Below are 15,133 nucleotides of genomic sequence, written 5' to 3' on the forward strand. Positions count from 1 at the left end.
GAGGTAGAGCGTCGGATATTTGCCGTTGGGGGTAGAGCACTGGATGGATGCGGGGGTCGCGAGATCTACCAATTCTAACCAAACTCCGAATACCAACGAGTCTAGTCCGGCAGACAGACGGCGGGTGCTAAGGTCCGTCGTCAAAAGGGAAACAGCCCTAACCTACAGCTAAGGTCCCCAAGTCACGTCTAAGTGGGAAAGCATGTGGGATTTCCAAAACAACCAGGAGGTTGGCTTAGAAGCAGCCATCCTTTAAAGAAAGCGTAACAGCTCACTGGTCTAAATAAGAGATCCTGCGGCGAAGATGTAACGGGGCTCAAGACGTGCACCGAAGCTTAGGGTTCAGTCTTTGACTGAGCGGTAGCGGAGCGTTCCGTAGGCCGTTGAAGCGGAAGGGTAACCGACCGTGGAGGTATCGGAAGTGCGAATGCAGACATGAGTAGCGATTAACAGTGTGAGATGCACTGTCGCCGAAATTCCAAGGGTTCCTGCTTAAAGCTAATCTGAGCAGGGTAAGCCGGCCCCTAAGACGAGCCCGAAGGGGGTAGTCGATGGGAACCACGTTAATATTCGTGGGCCTGGTGGTGTGTGACGGATGGCGTAACTTGTTCGGCCTTATTGGATTGGTCCGGGCAGGGAAGTTGTCCCAGGAAATAGCCCCACCGTATAGACCGTACCCTAAACCGACACAGGTGGAATGGTAGAGTATACCAAGGCGTTTGAGAGAAGTATCCTGAAGGAACTCGGCAAATTGCCTCCGTACCTTCGGAAGAAGGAGGCCCCATCTTAAGGCAACTTTTGATGGGGGGCACAGGCCAGGGGGTAGCGACTGTTTAGCAAAAACACAGGGCTCTGCTAAGTCGGCTTCAAGACGACGTATAGGGCCTGACGCCTGCCCGGTGCCTGAAGGTTAAGAGGAGGAGTGCAAGCTCTGAATTGAAGCCCAGGTAAACGGCGGCCGTAACTATAACGGTCCTAAGGTAGCGAAATTCCTTGTCGGGTAAGTTCCGACCTGCACGAATGGCGTAACGACTTCCCCACTGTCTCCAGGATATGCTCAGCGAAATTGAATTCTCCGTGAAGATGCGGAGTACCCGCGGTTAGACGGAAAGACCCCGTGCACCTTTACTGCAGCTTCAGAGTGGCATTAGGAAAGAACTGTGTAGCATAGGTGGGAGGCTTTGAAGCATTGACGCCAGTTGATGTGGAGCCATAGGTGAAATACCACCCTGTTGTTTTCTGATGTCTAACCTCGCACCGTTATCCGGTGCAGGGACCCTCTGTGGCGGGTAGTTTGACTGGGGCGGTCGCCTCCTAAAGAGTAACGGAGGCGCGCGATGGTGGGCTCAGGACGGTTGGAAACCGTCTGTTAGAGTGCAATGGCATAAGCCCGCCTGACTGCGAGACTGACAAGTCGAGCAGAGACGAAAGTCGGTCATAGTGATCCGGTGGTCCCTCGTGGAAGGGCCATCGCTCAACGGATAAAAGGTACGCCGGGGATAACAGGCTGATGATTCCCAAGAGCTCATATCGACGGAATCGTTTGGCACCTCGATGTCGGCTCATCACATCCTGGGGCTGGAGCAGGTCCCAAGGGTTTGGCTGTTCGCCAATTAAAGTGGTACGTGAGCTGGGTTCAGAACGTCGCGAGACAGTTTGGTCCCTATCTGCCGTGGGCGTCGAAATTTGAGAGGAGTTGACCCTAGTACGAGAGGACCGGGTTGAACATACCTCTGGTGTACCAGTCGTCCTGCCAAGGGCGCAGCTGGGTAGCTATGTATGGACGGGATAACCGCTGAAAGCATCTAAGCGGGAAGCCTCCCTCAAGATAAGATTTCATCGAGCCGTCGTAGACCACGACGTTGATAGGTCGGATGTGGAAGTGCGGTAACGCATGAAGCTAACCGATCCTAATTGCTCTGTTCACGCTTAAACGGTTCATTACGAACCAATGAGTCCCACCATCAACAACAACCCTGATACCCAGGACCATGTTGATCATACGGTCTTATTCTCACCAGATATGCACGGATAACATCGATCAAAAAACAATGCGCAAGCTATATTGCTTGGTGACCATAGCGTCAGTGACCCACCCGATCCCTTCCCGAACTCGGCCGTGAAACCTGACTGCGCCAATGGTACTGTGGCTCAAGCCCCGGAAGAGTAGGGCGTCGCCAGGCATTATAGCTCGCGCATTAAACACAAAACCCATTCGCAATCTCCCAAACAGGGCGGCTTTCTTCAGGAAAGCCGCCCTATTTGCATTATGCGCGAGCATCTTCCCCTATTCGAAAAAGGCGACGGCTCGGACTTCGATGCTCTAACGGATGCGCGTGTCCGGCAAGCTGCGATCATGGAAGGCTGTATGCGGGCAGCGCCACGTTACATCATGATCGCTGTCCTGAAATTTGAACAGCAGCACATCGTCCGCCGCCATGTTCGAAAAATACCACCAGCGATGCCGGTCGCGATGGCGGAAGATGGAAGCGGCGATCATCTGATCCTCGCCATCGACCGGCACGGTCAGCGCCTCGCCGGTCGGCAATTCATCCACCACGAACAAGGTGTTGGACGTCGCTTCCTCGTCCGACACGGTGCGCCCGTCGCACAGCGCGAGCGGCCAGTCCTGCGGGCCGGGTGAGAAGGTGCGCCAGAAGCTGGAGACCCGCAAAAACCGGTAGTGTTTGGACGGCTATGATGATTCATTGAGGGCGCGCGATCACGGAGGCCAGCCATGGATCCCAAGTCCCTGTTCAGTTTGAGCGATCACCTTGAGGCATTGAGCAAGGAGGGCGATCCGCTTGAGGTTTTGCAGGAGACGGTGGATTTCGAGTATTTCCGAGCGTGGCTGGTCGAAGGGCTTGGTTATGGCGATGGAGCCAAAGGCGGACGCCCACCCTTCGATCCGGTGATGATGTTCAAGGCCCTGATCCTGCAGGCGCAGCATAATCTGTCAGACGCCCGGATGGAGTTCATGATCCGCGATCGGCTGAGTTGGCTGCGGTTTCTGGGACTGTCGCTTGGGGACCGCACGCCGGATGAGAACACGATCCGGCATTTTCGCAATCGCCTGACCGAGACGGGAACGCTCAAGCGGGTGATGAAGGCCTTTGACTGGCAACTCCAGAAGAAGGGCTACATTCCAATGTCCGGGCAACTCGTGGACGCCTCGCTGGTGCCTGCACCAAGACAGCGGAACACCGAGGGCGAACGCGAAGCGATCAAGTCGGGCAAGAGCGCCAGAGATATCTGGCCGAACGAGCCGAACAAGGCAGCACAGAAGGATACCGACGCGCGCTGGACCCTCAAGATCGGCGGGAAAGTTCGGTATCGAGCGGATGGAACGCCGCTCCCCATGATCGCCCTGCCGGTCTTCGGCTACAAATCCCACATCAGCATCGATCGACGCTTCGGCTTCATCCGAGGCATGGCGGTGACTTCGGCGTCAGCGGCGGACGGGCGTCTTCTCCGGCAGGTCGTCAGCACGGACAATACCAGTTCCGAGGTCTGGGCAGACAGTGCCTATCGCTCCAGGCGCAACGAGAAGTGGTTGTCGGATCAGATGCTCACGTCCCGCATTCATCGGCGCAAACCTATGGGCAAGCCGATGTCGAAGGCCACCTCGCGGGCCAATGCAGCCAAATCCTCGATCCGGGCCCATGTCGAACATGTCTTCGCCCATCAGAAGAACCGGTTCAACCTGTTCATCCGCACCATCGGCCTCGCCCGCGCTGAGGCAAAACTGACGCTTTGCAACTTGGCCTACAACTTCAACCGCCTGATTTTCCACGAACGCCGGGAATGCAGGGGCTGACTCTGTCTGCAAGCCAGCCAAACCGGCGAAATCAACGCTAGGCATCGTGGAAATCGGTCCGAACGATGCCGTTCGTGCGCTCCGAAGCCTCGACGTCTGTCAAGCCAGGCCGAAATTACCCGGTTTTTGCGGGTCTCCAGCTGACGCAGACAGACCGTCTATAACCCGGCCCATCGGGGAAAGCGGCGGCATAGGCCCGCTCCGCCGCGCGCCGTCCGGTAATCTCATTATAATCGACATGCGCTTCGCCGGCTGGCGGCTGGATGCCGCCTTCATGGCGATAATTTTCTACCTTCTCCTGCGCCCGCGCGGTCAGGTCGGCCGATGTGCGGATCATCCACCCGCCCGCCGACACGCAGGACGCAGCGGTGAGCGCCTGTATCGCCGCCTCGCATTCGCGCAGATAGAGGCGATCGACCTCCTCCTTGTCGAAGAAATTGCGGATCGCGCTGCGATGTCGGCCCAGCATGAAGCCATGGGTGTCGAATTCGAAATGATCGCGGATCGGCATCCCGTCGCGCACCAACATGCGATGGTCGCTATAGGTGCCGGTGTTGATCTCCACCCCCTGCGACACATAGCGCCGCGTGACGAAATCGCCTTCGTCGAGATAGCGGATCAGCGCGGGTGCCTGCCGCGCGCTGTCCTCAATATCCTCGGTTCTGGCCAGCGTCGCCATCACGCCACCTCTTCGGGCAGCGCGCCGATCACCGACTTGACCTCCAGAAATTCCTCCAGCCCGAACTTGCCGAATTCCCGGCCATTGCCCGATTGTTTATACCCGCCAAAGGGCATGTCGAAGGCAAGCCCGCCGGCATTGACGAACACGGCGCCAGCCCGAATCCGGCTGACGAACTTGCGGGCACGGGCCGGGTCGCCCGCAACATAGGCGCCCAGACCATAGGGCGTGTCATTGGCGATGCGGATCGCATCCTCATCGTCATCATAGGGCATCAGGACCAGCACGGGGCCGAAAATCTCCTCCTTTGCGATCGTCATGTCCGGCGTCACATTGGCAAAGACGGTCGGCTGCACATAGCTGCCCGCCTCCAGCCCCTCGGGCCGCCCGGTGCCGCCGGTGACGAGCGTGGCGCCTTCGTCAATGCCGGTCTGGATCAGGCCCTGAATCCGGTCCCATTGCCGTTGGCTGACGACCGGGCCGATATGATCGCCCTCCGCCTGCGGGTCGCCGACCTTCTTGGCAGCGAACAGCGCGCCGACCTTCTGCGCCGCTTCGTCATGCTGGGAGCGGTGGACCAGCATGCGGGTGGGGGCCACGCAACTTTGTCCACTGTTGAGCAGCACGCCGCCCACGCCACCCGGCAGCGCCAGGTCCAGCGGCGTCCCTTCCAGGATGATGTTGGGCGACTTGCCGCCCAGTTCCTGCGCGACGCGCTTCACTGTATCGGCGGCATTTTTCGCCACCATGATGCCCGCGCGGGTCGATCCGGTGAAACTCACCATGTCGATATCGGGATGCTTGGCCAGCGCGGTGCCCACGCCTTCGCCATCCCCCTGTACCAGGTTGAAGACACCGGCCGGCACGCCCGCCGCCCCCAGTATTTCGGCGAAGATCGCGGCGCAGCTAGGCGCCTCTTCGGAGGGCTTGAGGATCATGGTGCAACCCGCCGCCAGCGCCGGGCCGACCTTGGCGACGATCTGGTTCATCGGCCAGTTCCATGGCGTGATCAGCGCCACCACGCCGATCGGCTCGCGCACCACGCGATTATCGCCGATCTTCTCGCTGAACTCGTAATTTTTCAGCGCCGCCAGCGCCTGTCCCAGATGGCCAAGGCCCGATCCCGCCTGCGCCGTCTGGGCGATGGAGATGGGACAGCCCATTTCGGTGGCGATGGCGCGGGCGATGTCGGGCACGCGCTTCTGATATTCACCGATGATGCGCTCCAGCAGCGCGACGCGCTCTTCGCGGCTGGTCAGCGAGAATGTCTCGAACGCCCGGCGCGCGGCGATCACGGCGGCGTCCACATCTGCGGCCGTGCCCAATATCAGGTCGGCGGCGCTCTGGTCGGTCGCGGGATTGATGACGGCGATGGTCCGGCCGCCCTGGCTGTCGACCCACTGGCCATCGATATAATGCTGAAGCGTGTTGGGCATGATGAATGTCCTTATGCGGGAAGAAGGCCGAGTTCGGCGTCGGAGGCGGGCGTGCCCCATTTGTCGCGCGGCGGCAGGGGGCGGCTGTCCCAGGGCGGATCGAGCGTGAAGCTGGAGATGGTGCGGCCTTCGGGCAGGCGCCCGTTGCCGCCACCCTGACTATAATCATAATAGAGCGTCATCAGCTCGCGATGGCCGTGATGCCGCTGGGCCACCGGATGGGCCAGACAGGCGTCACGCCAGCGCAGCAGCCGGGTCAGATGCTGGGGGATCTGATAGGCTTCATAATAATCGAGGAACCACAGCCGTTTGAACATCGGCGTGAAGGCGACCTCCGCCCAGCCGAACCGGTCGAACAGAAAATCCCCGTCCGGCGCATAATGGCGCAGAAACGCGTCCAGCCGCGCATATTGGGCGTCGATCTCGGCCTTGTGCTCTTCGCGCTTCGCCGGGTCGCGGTTCAGGATCATGCGATAGCCCGCCCCGGTATATTGCCCGTCGGTCGCGCACAGCATCGCCTCGACCGCATGTTCATAGGGGTCTTGCCGCGCCACCGGCGGATCGGGAAAGCGATCCTCGAAATAGCGCATGATGACCATGCTCTCCTTCAGCGTCTCGCCATTTTCCAGTTCCAGCGCGGGCAGCGCCGTGGTCCCCCGCGTCTTGGCGAGCAGCCAGTCGGGCCGGGGCTGCGATATGTCGATCTCATGATCGGCCATGATGCCGTGCAGGCCCTTCAGATCGAGCAGCAACTCGATCCGCTCGGAAAAGGGGCATCCGGGGATATGGTACATGCGCAGCTGCCCGGCGGGCGGTTCGTCCTGCCAGCCCATGGATCAGGCTGCCGTCGCGGCCGGGCGGGGCGGCATTTCGCTCTGCGACCTGGCGAACATCGCCTGCGTGGCGGGGCGGGCATTGATCCGCTCGATCCAGGCGACCAGATGCGGCGTCGCCGTCTTGTTGACGATGTCGGCATAGCCAAACTGCATCCCGTTCGCGATCGCGAAGTTGCAGATGTCGGCCAGCGTATAGTCTTCGCCTGCCAGCCATTCGCTTTGCGACAGCCGCTGTTCCAGCCGGTCGATCGACACGCCAATCTTGCGCATTTCCTCGTCCAGCACCGCCTGCGGGAAGCCGGCACGGGCGCTGCGCCATTTGGCCTGCTGCTCCGGGACCGGGATATGCTTCAGCTTTTCCTCGAATTCGGCGTCTGACAGCTTGCGCGCCATCGGGCCGATCATCCGTTCCCAACCGATGGTCGACACGCACCAGCAGAAATATTCGTCCACCCATTTGGTCCAGACCCGCATCTCGGCGATCTGCACCGGATCGGCCGGGCGCAGGCGCGGGGCATCCGGGAAGGCATCTTCCAGATATTCGCAGATCACGGTCGATTCGGTGATGATATGCCCGTCATGGTCCAGCGCTGGCACCTGCCCGCGCGGATTGATCGCCTTGAACCAGTCCTCATGATGTTCGAACCGGGTCGGATCGACAAAGCGGGGGGTGAATTCCAGCCCCTTTTCATACAAAGCCAGCAGGGGTTTCAACGAATTGGCGGCCGGACCGAAGCTGTAGAGCGTCAACATGCGCTGGTTCATCCTCACCTTGTGGTTATGGCGTCTTGGGCGCCTTCGGACGGGAAAGTGGCTGGCGCTCCGGCGGGTCGCAAGTCCTCTGTCGATACTATCAGTGCCACTACCCGGCACCTTAACCTGTCAGTTTCAATGATAGCGCCGCCACTCGTCTTGCAGCGGGGACAAGCCTTTGCTCTGGATGGGGAAAGACATTTGGAGAGGAAGATGCTGGAACTGCTGACGTCGGAAACGCCCAATGGCTGGAAAGTCGCGATCCTGCTGGAGGAACTGGGCGTGCCCTATCAGGTGACGCCTATATCCCTGACCGACCGGGTGCAGAAACAGGACTGGTATGTCGCGCTCAATCCCAATGGCCGCATACCGACGCTGGTGGATCATGATGCGGGCGATTTTGCTATCTTCGAATCCGGCGCGATCCTGCTCTATCTGGCGGAAAAATTCGGGCGGTTCATCCCCACCGACGCGCAGGATCGCAGCCGGGTGATCCAGTGGGTGATGTGGCAGATGTCCAGCCTTGGCCCCATGATGGGGCAGGCGACCGTCTTCACCCGCTATTTCGACGAGAAATTGCCATCGGTGATCGATCGCTATGTTCGCGAAAGCCAGCGCCTGTTCGGCGTCATGGACGCGCGGCTTGCCGATTACGACTATCTGGTAGGCGACTATTCGATCGCCGATATGGCCTGCTTTCCCTGGATACGCGGCCATGACTGGGCCGGTGTCGACATGGGCGGTTTCCCTCACCTTCAGCGCTGGTTCGAAAGAATTTCAGCGCGGCCCGCGGTGCAGCGCGGGCTTCTTGTCCCCACGCCGCCCACGCCCGAAGAGATGGCGGAGAAGACCACGAAACAGGGAAAGACCATTCTCGCGTGAGCGCCTTCCTCCAGCGGATCGTTCGCATCGAATGGGGCCATTGCGACCCCGCCGGCATCGTTCATGCGCCCCGCTATTTCGACATTTTCGGCGAAAGCACGATGCTGCTGTTCGAACAGGCGGGCCTGCCCAAGAAGCGCCAGATGCTGGCGACCATGCCCTTTGCCGGCTTCCCGATGGTCGATGTGTCCGCCCGCTTCTTCATCCCCACCGCCTATGGCGACGATGTGCTGGTGGAGGCGGATGCGCCATCCTTCGGCAATAGCAGCTTCACCGTCGCCCATCGGCTGTCGCTGGATGGCGAATTATGCGTGGAATGCACCGAAAAACGGGTCTGGACCGCGCCCGACGCAAGTCGACCCGCCGGATTGCGCGCCGAGCGAGTGCCGGATTCGGTACGGGCATTGTTTCCGTCCTGATATATGTTCACCGCCCGGCAAGCCTATCCGCGCCATAGCATCGCCTGCAATAAGGGAGATGCGTCATGGAGCAATCATTGGGTCTTTCCGACCGGCGCAGCCTGATCGCGACGCTGGCGCTGCTGCCGCTGGCGGCCTGCGCCACGCCGATGGGCCGCTATACGGTCGAGGATGCGGTGCGCCGGCTGCTGGAATTGTCGAGCCAGCGCGCCTTTGCCCGGCTGACCGAACCGGGCGGCTTCTATGATGACCAGCTGACCCGCATCGCCCCTCCCGATCTGGGCGGCGGTAAAGGCGGCGCGGTGCTGTCCGCGCTGTTGCGCACCAACGCCGTGCGCAACCGGGTGGCGATGGCCCTGAATGACGTGGCGGTCGACCTGGCCGACCATGCCGCGCCGGTCGTGATGGACGCGGTGCATCGCATGACTTTGGCCGACGCCATATCCGTGTTGCGCGGCGGACCGACGGCGGCGACCGACCTGCTGGCCCGCGAAGCGCGTGGTTCGGTGGTCGAGGCGCTGTTGCCCGGCGCATCGCGCGCGTTGCGATCGGACATGTTCGAAATGCTTTCGGCCGCGCTGTCCGCCACCGGCGGCAAGGATTATGCGGCGATCGCCGACAATGTTTCGGGCCAGATTGGCGACGCGATCTTCCGCGCGATCGGGCGGGAGGAGGCGGAAATCCGGCGCGATCCCGCCGCGACCCGCGATCCGATCCTGATGGCGCTGCTGCGATAGTTTTTGACGGCGCGATTTCCCGGCAAATCGCTTAGGTCTTGATTTCCGCGCCGGGGCATGGTGTCCCCCGCCCATGGAACAGAAACATCCCGGCGTCGCCGGCATCCCTTGGGATCAGCCCGCGACCATGATCGACCTAGACGGCAAGGCTCCGCTGATTGGCACGATCCGCGATTGCGCCGTTCATTTCGGCCTCTATAAGCCGCATGCAAAGGCGCAGGCGCGCGTGCTGCTGACCCAGCCGGTCCACCGCGAAGGGCGCAAGACCCGCACCTGGCTGCTGGAGCCGGAAGAAATTGAAGCGCTGGCCGACCGACTGAAGCGCGAGACGAACTGATCGTAAACGCCGGGCGGGTTTCAGGCCAGCACCGGCGCCTCCGTTTCCGCCATCAGTTGCGCCAGTCGCTGCGCGCTGACATCGTCCAGCGGCGCGAACAGCAACAGCCGCTGGCCCGGCGCCTCTTCGATCGCATAGCTGGTGTGGCGGAACATGATTTCGCCCACCCCCGGCATGTCGGCGATATTCGTATCCTCGAAATGGGCCATGATCTCCGAATCCTGCCAATATCGCTGGAAGAATTCGGACTGCTCCATCATGTCGGCGATGATCCCTTCGAACACCTCCGGCTGGGCTGTGCGGCTATAATCCCATTTGAAGCGGGCGATCAGCCGCCGGCACATATCCTGAAACTTGTCCGGATCGGCGCGATAGCGCGGATGCAGCATCAGGATGCGGAACAGATTGCGCTCCTCGCGCGGCAATTGGCTGTAATCGCGGAAGGCTCGGCCGACGAGGCGGTTCCAGCCGATCACGGTCCAATCCTCCACGATCACCAGCGCGGGAATGGACAGGGCGTCCATCAGATGCTGGGTGCCGGCATGGATCGTCTCGTCGGCGCGGCGGGCCAGCGGCGGCGGACGATGCTGCGCCAGCGCGAACAGAAATTCGCGCTCATTGGGCGTCAGGCGCAGCGTCCGGCTCAACCGCTCCAGCATCGGCGCGGACAATTGCACCTCGCGCCCCTGTTCGAACCATGTGTACCAGGTGACGCTCATCCCCGCGAGCGTCGCCACTTCCTCGCGCCGCAATCCGCGCGTGCGGCGGCGTTCGCCGGCCGGCAATCCAACTTCTGACGGGGCGAGCTTCGCGCGTGCGGCTTTCAGGAACCGCGACAATTCTTCCCTTTGTGCCATGCCTTATCCAGTTACTCGCAATGATGGGACATCCAGCGGCCTTCTTGCGGGCCGTCTCCTCTGCAAGACCGCTTGGTCTGCGGTCGGCAACATAGCCGAGACTAGACAGGAGAGCGATATTGGCTGGCAAGCTATTTGTGACCTGCGCGGTGACGGGAAGTTCACCGATGCCGACACACCCCGATTTCCCCTTCCGCCCGGATCATGTGGCGGCCGAAGCGCTGGCGGCGGCGGAGGCCGGCGCATCGATCATCCATGTTCATGTACGCGACCGGGAAACGGGCGATCCCTCGCAGGCGCTGGAGGATTATCGGGAGGTCGTCGGCCTCATCCGGGCAAAGAACAACGAAGTCATCCTCAACGTCACCACCGGGCCGGGCTGCACCTGGATGCAGGGGGATGAAGACCCGGCCGTCTGCGGTCCCGGCACACTGATGTTCACGGCCGAACGGCGGCTGGAACATATTCTCGACCTGCGGCCCGACATGTGCACGCTCGACATTTGTACGATGCAGCTATGGGGCGGGGTGGCGATCAACCTGGACCCGATGATCACGAAAATGGGCCATATGATCCAGGATGCCGGGGTATTGCCGGAAATCGAATGTTTCGAGGCCGGGGATTTCGTCTTCGCCGACGATCTGATGGCCAAGGGCGCGATCCCCAAACATGTGCCCTTCACTTTCGTTCTGGGCACTAAATATGGCCTGCCTGCAACATCCGAAGCCATGCTCTACGCCAGGAACCAGATCCCCGCGGCGCGCGTTTCACCGGCTTTGGCGTCAGTCGCCACAGCATGCCGATGGCTGCGCAATCGATGCTGCTTGGCGGCAATATCCGGGTGGGGTTTGAAGATACGATTTACCTTCGGCGCGGCCAGATGGCGGCGAACAATGCGGACATGGTGCGCTGGGCGGTGGAAATGGTCGACCGGATGGGCGGCGACATCGCCAGCGCCGGGGAAACGCGGGCCATGCTGGGCCTGAAGCAATAGGGAGAGGATGGGATGACACAATTGGCAAAGGCGCCGATGGCGGATGTGGCGGGGAAGACAGCTTTCATCACCGGCGGAGCGAATGGCATCGGCCTTGGCATATCGCGCGCGCTGGTGCGGGCGGGCGCCAATGTGGTGATCGCCGATATTCGCCCGGAATCGCTGGCGCAGGCAAAGGCGGATCTTGGTGCCGATGCGCAGGTGGAAACCGTGCAGCTGGACGTCACCGATCGCGCCGGCTTCGCCCGCGCGGCCGATATGGCGGAGGCGCGTTTTGGTCCCATCCATATGCTGATCGGCAATGCCGGCATCGGTGTGATGGGGCCGGTGCTGGATGCACGCTATGATGACTGGGACTGGGGGCTGGGCGTCAATCTGGGCGGCGTAATCAACGGCCTCGTCACCCTGCTGCCCCGGATCAAGGCGCATGGGCAGGGGGGGCAGATCGTCACCACCTCGTCCCAGTCTGCGCTGATCCCGGTCAATTATTCGGCCATTTACACTGCCGCCAAGGCCGCGATCCTGGGCCTGTCCGAAGCGATCCGGGGTGAACTGACGGCGGAGAATATCGGCGTGTCCGCCTTCATGCCCGGCCCGTGCAAAGCCATATCGCCCATAGCGGCGAACTGCGCCCGGCCGCCTATCGCAGCGACAGCGGTTATAAGCAGCGAGAGGATGATCTGGAAAAGCGGCCCGTCTCTCCGCTTTGGATGAGCGCGGACGAGGTGGGGGAGCGGGTGCTGGCCGGCATTCGCGCCAACGACCTCTATATTCTGACTCATCCTGAATTTGCAGACGGCATGCGCACCCGGTTCGACGCGATACTGGCGTCGATGCCCGATGAGACGATCCATCAGGAACGGGCAGGGGAAATCGGCTTCCTCCTGTCCAACCCGGTGTTTGACGATCAGTTGGCCCGGCGCAGGGCCGCGCTGCTCATGCCGTCCTGAACCGCTCCTGGCTGGCCAGGCGCACCCCGGCATTGGGTGCGCCATAACCTTCATAGCCGCGCCGCTCGACAAATTCGAAGAAGAAGCGTTTCTGGAAAGCCCGGCTGTAGAGCTGGCGATAGTCGCCGGCATCGTCCGCATCATAGAGGATATGGGCGTCGCGCAATTGCGTGCGCGTCGCCCCGTCCAGCCCGAAGCGCGCCGCCAGATCGGCATAATAATTGCCGCCGATCGGCAATATGTCCGCCCCCTTTTCGGCGATCCTGTGGGCGGTCGCGGTCAGATCGTCGCTGGCGAAGGCGATATGCTGATAACCGCCGCCGAAATTATGCCCGACGAAGCGGGAAGACAGCGTGCCCGCCGCATCGGATGCGTTGAGCGTCAGGCGCAGCGCGCCGTCGGCCGACCGCAGCGGCTGGCTCAGCACCAGACCGGACGGGTCGATGACGTCCGACTGGAGGCTCTGCTCCAGCCCGAACAGCGCCCGCCAGTAAAGCTGCCAGGACAGATATTCATCGATCCGCACCACGGCAGCCAGATGGTCGATGGTCAGCGGGTGGGGATCGACCGCAGCGCCGGTCGGTTCGAATTCCGTATCCCACACGGCGGGGATCTCCTCCTCGCCGATCAGGTAGATCAGGCTGCCGCCGATCCCGCGCAGCGCCGGCACCGACAGATTGCCCGGTGCCTCCGCCTGATCCACCTGCCCGATGTCGAGGAAGGCGGCGCGCGCCGCGACCGCGTCGCGATCCGGCACGGCCAGCCCCACTGCGCAGATGGACGGGCCATGCGCCCGCTCGAACCCCTGACCGAAACTGTCCGGCTGGGCGTTGATCACCAGATTGACCGATCCCGCCTGCCAGCGGGTGACAGCCTTGGTCCGGTGCACGCCCGTCCGGGCAAAGCCCAGCGATCCGAACATCTGCTCCAGCGCGGGCGCATCCTGCGCATTGACGGCGAACTCGACGAATTCCGGGCGCACCGCGGCGGGCGGGGCCGGCACGGCGGGCGTGCGGCCCAGCAGTCGCTCCGCCGCATCCTCCACATGGCGCAGCGACCGCAGCCCGTCGGCGGCGATCAGGTCGGGCGACCAGCCGCGGAACCGATCGTTGAAAATCTCCAGCGACAAGGGGCCATCATAGCCAGTGCGGATGATCTCCGCGACATAGTCCGCCACGGGCAGGCCGCCTTGTCCCGGAAAATTGCGGAAATGCCGGCTCCAGTAGAGCAGGTCCATCTCCAGCCTTGGGGCGTCGGCCAACTGGACGAAGGCGATCTTGTCTCCGGGGATCGCCTGGATGCTCTCGCTGGGGATGCCGCGCGAGAGCGAATGGAAACTGTCGAGGATGATGCCGATATGGGGATGGTCGACCGCTTCCACGATCGCCCATGCGTCGCGATGGTCGAACACATGCCGGCCCCAGGCCAGCGCCTCATAGCCCACGATGATGCTGCGCTTGCCCGCCCGCTCGCCCAGTTCCTGCAAGTCGGCGACGATGCGGTTGCGCTCGCCCAGCGCATGGGGCGAACAGTTGGAGCAGACGAGGATGCGGTCCGCGCCGAGGTCGCCCATCAGGTCGAACTTCGCCTCCGCCCGGTCCAGCGCCCGCTGCCGCATCGCGCCCGGCATGCCTTCGAAATCGCGGAACGGCTGGTACAGCATGCAGCCAAGGCCCAGATCGTCCATCATCGCCCGCACCTCGCGCGGGGACAATGGCGACGCGATCAGGTCATTTTCGAAAATCTCGACCCCGTCGAAGCCGGCGGCCGCCGCCGCGCGCAGCTTTTCCTCCAGCGTGCCGCTCAGCGATACGGTCGCGATCCCGAAAGTCATCGGCGGGTGCCTCCTGTCAGCGCCGCGTGGAAATTGGCGGCCATGCGCGCGGCGTCCGCCTTGCGCCCGGTGAAATGTTCGAACGCGCCTGCGGCCTGATGCACGGTCATGCCGCTGCCATCCAGCGTGACGCAGCCCGCCGCCTTCGCCTCACGCAGCAATTGCGTTTCCAGCGGGAAATAGACGATGTCCGTCACCCAGAAGTCGGGCCGCAGCAGGTCTTGCGGAATGGCCGATCCGGGATAGCCCGCCATGCCCAGCGGCGTCGCATTGACCACGCCGTCGGCATCGGCCAGCGCGGCGGTCAGATCCTGCCCCACCACCGCGCGCCCGTCGCCATGCAGGGCGCACAGAGCCGCGCACAGTTCGGCCGCCCGCGCGCCATTGGGATCGAACAAAGTCAGCGTGCCGACATACATGCCCATCAGGGCGTGGGCGGTGGCGGCGCCTGCACCGCCACCGCCCATCTGTACGACCTTTCCGAAACGCGACCCGGAAGGCAGACCCGCGCGGAGATTTTCCGCGAAGCCTTGAATATCGGTATTATGGCCGATCCGCCGGCCATGCTGGAAACACCACCGTATTGACCGACCCGATCTGCG

The 15,133-nt window shown here is 62.2% G+C and carries 15 protein-coding genes, 2 rRNA genes and 1 pseudogene (1 of these 18 cut by a window edge); 10 read left to right on the forward strand and 8 right to left on the reverse strand.

The window, feature by feature from the left end; translation table 11 throughout:
- Together ACFOKF_RS25155 and rrf are read left to right on the forward strand one after the other, a co-directional pair.
- Window positions 1-1,933, forward strand: a 23S ribosomal RNA gene (locus tag ACFOKF_RS25155) (it extends 861 nt beyond the left edge of the window).
- A 135-nt stretch (window positions 1,934-2,068) separates the two neighbouring features.
- A 5S ribosomal RNA gene (gene rrf / locus ACFOKF_RS25160) occupies window positions 2,069-2,183 on the forward strand.
- Window positions 2,184-2,323: 140 nt separating this feature from the next.
- Here rrf and ACFOKF_RS25165 read toward each other — a convergent pair.
- Window positions 2,324-2,674, reverse strand: coding sequence for a CmcJ/NvfI family oxidoreductase (locus ACFOKF_RS25165; protein WP_380797909.1), 351 nt, complete (start codon window positions 2,672-2,674; stop codon window positions 2,324-2,326).
- A 63-nt stretch (window positions 2,675-2,737) separates the two neighbouring features.
- On the opposite strand from ACFOKF_RS25165, the gene ACFOKF_RS25170 reads away from it, so the two are divergent.
- Entirely contained in the window at window positions 2,738-3,817 is a 1,080-nt protein-coding gene (locus ACFOKF_RS25170) for an IS5/IS1182 family transposase (RefSeq protein WP_021233694.1), read from the forward strand.
- Window positions 3,818-3,932: 115 nt separating this feature from the next.
- On the opposite strand, the gene ACFOKF_RS25175 is transcribed toward ACFOKF_RS25170, so the two are convergent.
- The 4 genes from ACFOKF_RS25175 to ACFOKF_RS25190 are packed head-to-tail and all read right to left on the reverse strand — an operon-like array spanning window position 3,933 to window position 7,533.
- Complete coding sequence (locus ACFOKF_RS25175) at window positions 3,933-4,496, reverse strand: CmcJ/NvfI family oxidoreductase (protein WP_380799361.1); 564 nt, start codon at window positions 4,494-4,496, stop codon at window positions 3,933-3,935.
- Window positions 4,496-5,932, reverse strand: a complete 1,437-nt coding sequence (locus ACFOKF_RS25180) for an aldehyde dehydrogenase family protein (protein ID WP_380799292.1) — start codon at window positions 5,930-5,932, stop codon at window positions 4,496-4,498. Before ACFOKF_RS25180 ends, ACFOKF_RS25175 begins: the two co-directional genes overlap by 1 nt.
- 11 nt (window positions 5,933-5,943) lie before the next feature.
- Window positions 5,944-6,765: a glutathione S-transferase family protein gene (locus ACFOKF_RS25185; protein WP_380799293.1), complete on the reverse strand. Its 822-nt coding sequence runs from the start codon at window positions 6,763-6,765 to the stop codon at window positions 5,944-5,946.
- A gap of 3 nt (window positions 6,766-6,768) precedes the next feature.
- Entirely contained in the window at window positions 6,769-7,533 is a 765-nt protein-coding gene (locus ACFOKF_RS25190; RefSeq protein WP_380799294.1) for a glutathione S-transferase family protein, read from the reverse strand.
- Between the two features lie 201 nt (window positions 7,534-7,734).
- On the opposite strand from ACFOKF_RS25190, the gene ACFOKF_RS25195 reads away from it, so the two are divergent.
- The 4 genes from ACFOKF_RS25195 (at window position 7,735) to ACFOKF_RS25210 (ending at window position 9,896) form a co-directional block, all read left to right on the forward strand.
- Window positions 7,735-8,403, forward strand: a complete 669-nt coding sequence (locus tag ACFOKF_RS25195; RefSeq protein WP_380797915.1) for a glutathione S-transferase family protein — start codon at window positions 7,735-7,737, stop codon at window positions 8,401-8,403.
- On the forward strand, window positions 8,400-8,822 hold the full coding sequence (locus ACFOKF_RS25200; RefSeq protein ID WP_380797916.1) for an acyl-CoA thioesterase: 423 nt from the start codon (window positions 8,400-8,402) through the stop codon (window positions 8,820-8,822). The genes ACFOKF_RS25195 and ACFOKF_RS25200 overlap by 4 nt, the downstream gene beginning before the upstream one ends.
- 65 nt (window positions 8,823-8,887) lie before the next feature.
- Entirely contained in the window at window positions 8,888-9,559 is a 672-nt protein-coding gene (locus ACFOKF_RS25205) for a DUF4197 domain-containing protein (RefSeq protein ID WP_380797917.1), read from the forward strand.
- A 73-nt stretch (window positions 9,560-9,632) separates the two neighbouring features.
- On the forward strand, window positions 9,633-9,896 hold the full coding sequence (locus tag ACFOKF_RS25210; protein WP_380797918.1) for a hypothetical protein: 264 nt from the start codon (window positions 9,633-9,635) through the stop codon (window positions 9,894-9,896).
- Window positions 9,897-9,916: 20 nt separating this feature from the next.
- Here ACFOKF_RS25210 and ACFOKF_RS25215 read toward each other — a convergent pair whose 3' ends face one another.
- The gene (locus ACFOKF_RS25215; protein ID WP_380797920.1) at window positions 9,917-10,753 is read right to left on the reverse strand and encodes a helix-turn-helix transcriptional regulator; all 837 of its coding nucleotides are present in this window, start codon (window positions 10,751-10,753) and stop codon (window positions 9,917-9,919) included.
- 167 nt (window positions 10,754-10,920) lie between these two features.
- On the opposite strand from ACFOKF_RS25215, the pseudogene ACFOKF_RS25220 reads away from it, so the two are divergent.
- The 3 genes and pseudogenes from ACFOKF_RS25220 (at window position 10,921) to ACFOKF_RS25230 (ending at window position 12,697) form a co-directional block, all read left to right on the forward strand.
- Window positions 10,921-11,747 (forward strand): annotated as a pseudogene (locus ACFOKF_RS25220) (3-keto-5-aminohexanoate cleavage protein).
- A 12-nt stretch (window positions 11,748-11,759) separates the two neighbouring features.
- Complete coding sequence (locus ACFOKF_RS25225) at window positions 11,760-12,461, forward strand: SDR family oxidoreductase (RefSeq protein ID WP_380799296.1); 702 nt, start codon at window positions 11,760-11,762, stop codon at window positions 12,459-12,461.
- On the forward strand, window positions 12,458-12,697 hold the full coding sequence (locus tag ACFOKF_RS25230; protein WP_380799297.1) for a hypothetical protein: 240 nt from the start codon (window positions 12,458-12,460) through the stop codon (window positions 12,695-12,697). The genes ACFOKF_RS25225 and ACFOKF_RS25230 overlap by 4 nt, the downstream gene beginning before the upstream one ends.
- On the opposite strand, the gene ACFOKF_RS25235 is transcribed toward ACFOKF_RS25230, so the two are convergent.
- Together ACFOKF_RS25235 and ACFOKF_RS25240 are read right to left on the reverse strand one after the other, a co-directional pair.
- Window positions 12,684-14,531, reverse strand: a complete 1,848-nt coding sequence (locus tag ACFOKF_RS25235) for a bifunctional sugar phosphate isomerase/epimerase/4-hydroxyphenylpyruvate dioxygenase family protein (protein ID WP_380797921.1) — start codon at window positions 14,529-14,531, stop codon at window positions 12,684-12,686. The two genes, ACFOKF_RS25230 and ACFOKF_RS25235, sit on opposite strands and share 14 nt — an antisense overlap.
- Window positions 14,528-15,133, reverse strand: a 606-nt coding sequence (locus tag ACFOKF_RS25240; RefSeq protein ID WP_380799298.1) for a shikimate dehydrogenase, incomplete at its 5' end; no start/stop codon positions are given. The genes ACFOKF_RS25240 and ACFOKF_RS25235, both read right to left, overlap by 4 nt.

Source organism: Sphingobium rhizovicinum, assembly GCF_042647625.1.
Classification (GTDB): Bacteria; Pseudomonadota; Alphaproteobacteria; order Sphingomonadales; family Sphingomonadaceae; genus Sphingobium; species Sphingobium rhizovicinum.

What these genes read in the sequence shown, in the direction of transcription:
- ACFOKF_RS25170 (WP_021233694.1), top strand. Translation starts at nt 2,738, where the DNA reads ATGGATCCCAAGTCCCTGTTCAGTTTGAGCGATCACCTTGAGGCATTG.
- ACFOKF_RS25175 (WP_380799361.1), bottom strand. Translation starts at nt 4,496, where the DNA reads ATGGCGACGCTGGCCAGAACCGAGGATATTGAGGACAGCGCGCGGCAG.
- ACFOKF_RS25180 (WP_380799292.1), bottom strand. Translation starts at nt 5,932, where the DNA reads ATGCCCAACACGCTTCAGCATTATATCGATGGCCAGTGGGTCGACAGC.
- ACFOKF_RS25185 (WP_380799293.1), bottom strand. Translation starts at nt 6,765, where the DNA reads ATGGGCTGGCAGGACGAACCGCCCGCCGGGCAGCTGCGCATGTACCAT.
- ACFOKF_RS25190 (WP_380799294.1), bottom strand. Translation starts at nt 7,533, where the DNA reads ATGAACCAGCGCATGTTGACGCTCTACAGCTTCGGTCCGGCCGCCAAT.
- ACFOKF_RS25195 (WP_380797915.1), top strand. Translation starts at nt 7,735, where the DNA reads ATGCTGGAACTGCTGACGTCGGAAACGCCCAATGGCTGGAAAGTCGCG.
- ACFOKF_RS25205 (WP_380797917.1), top strand. Translation starts at nt 8,888, where the DNA reads ATGGAGCAATCATTGGGTCTTTCCGACCGGCGCAGCCTGATCGCGACG.
- ACFOKF_RS25210 (WP_380797918.1), top strand. Translation starts at nt 9,633, where the DNA reads ATGGAACAGAAACATCCCGGCGTCGCCGGCATCCCTTGGGATCAGCCC.
- ACFOKF_RS25215 (WP_380797920.1), bottom strand. Translation starts at nt 10,753, where the DNA reads ATGGCACAAAGGGAAGAATTGTCGCGGTTCCTGAAAGCCGCACGCGCG.
- ACFOKF_RS25225 (WP_380799296.1), top strand. Translation starts at nt 11,760, where the DNA reads ATGACACAATTGGCAAAGGCGCCGATGGCGGATGTGGCGGGGAAGACA.
- ACFOKF_RS25230 (WP_380799297.1), top strand. Translation starts at nt 12,458, where the DNA reads ATGAGCGCGGACGAGGTGGGGGAGCGGGTGCTGGCCGGCATTCGCGCC.
- ACFOKF_RS25235 (WP_380797921.1), bottom strand. Translation starts at nt 14,531, where the DNA reads ATGACTTTCGGGATCGCGACCGTATCGCTGAGCGGCACGCTGGAGGAA.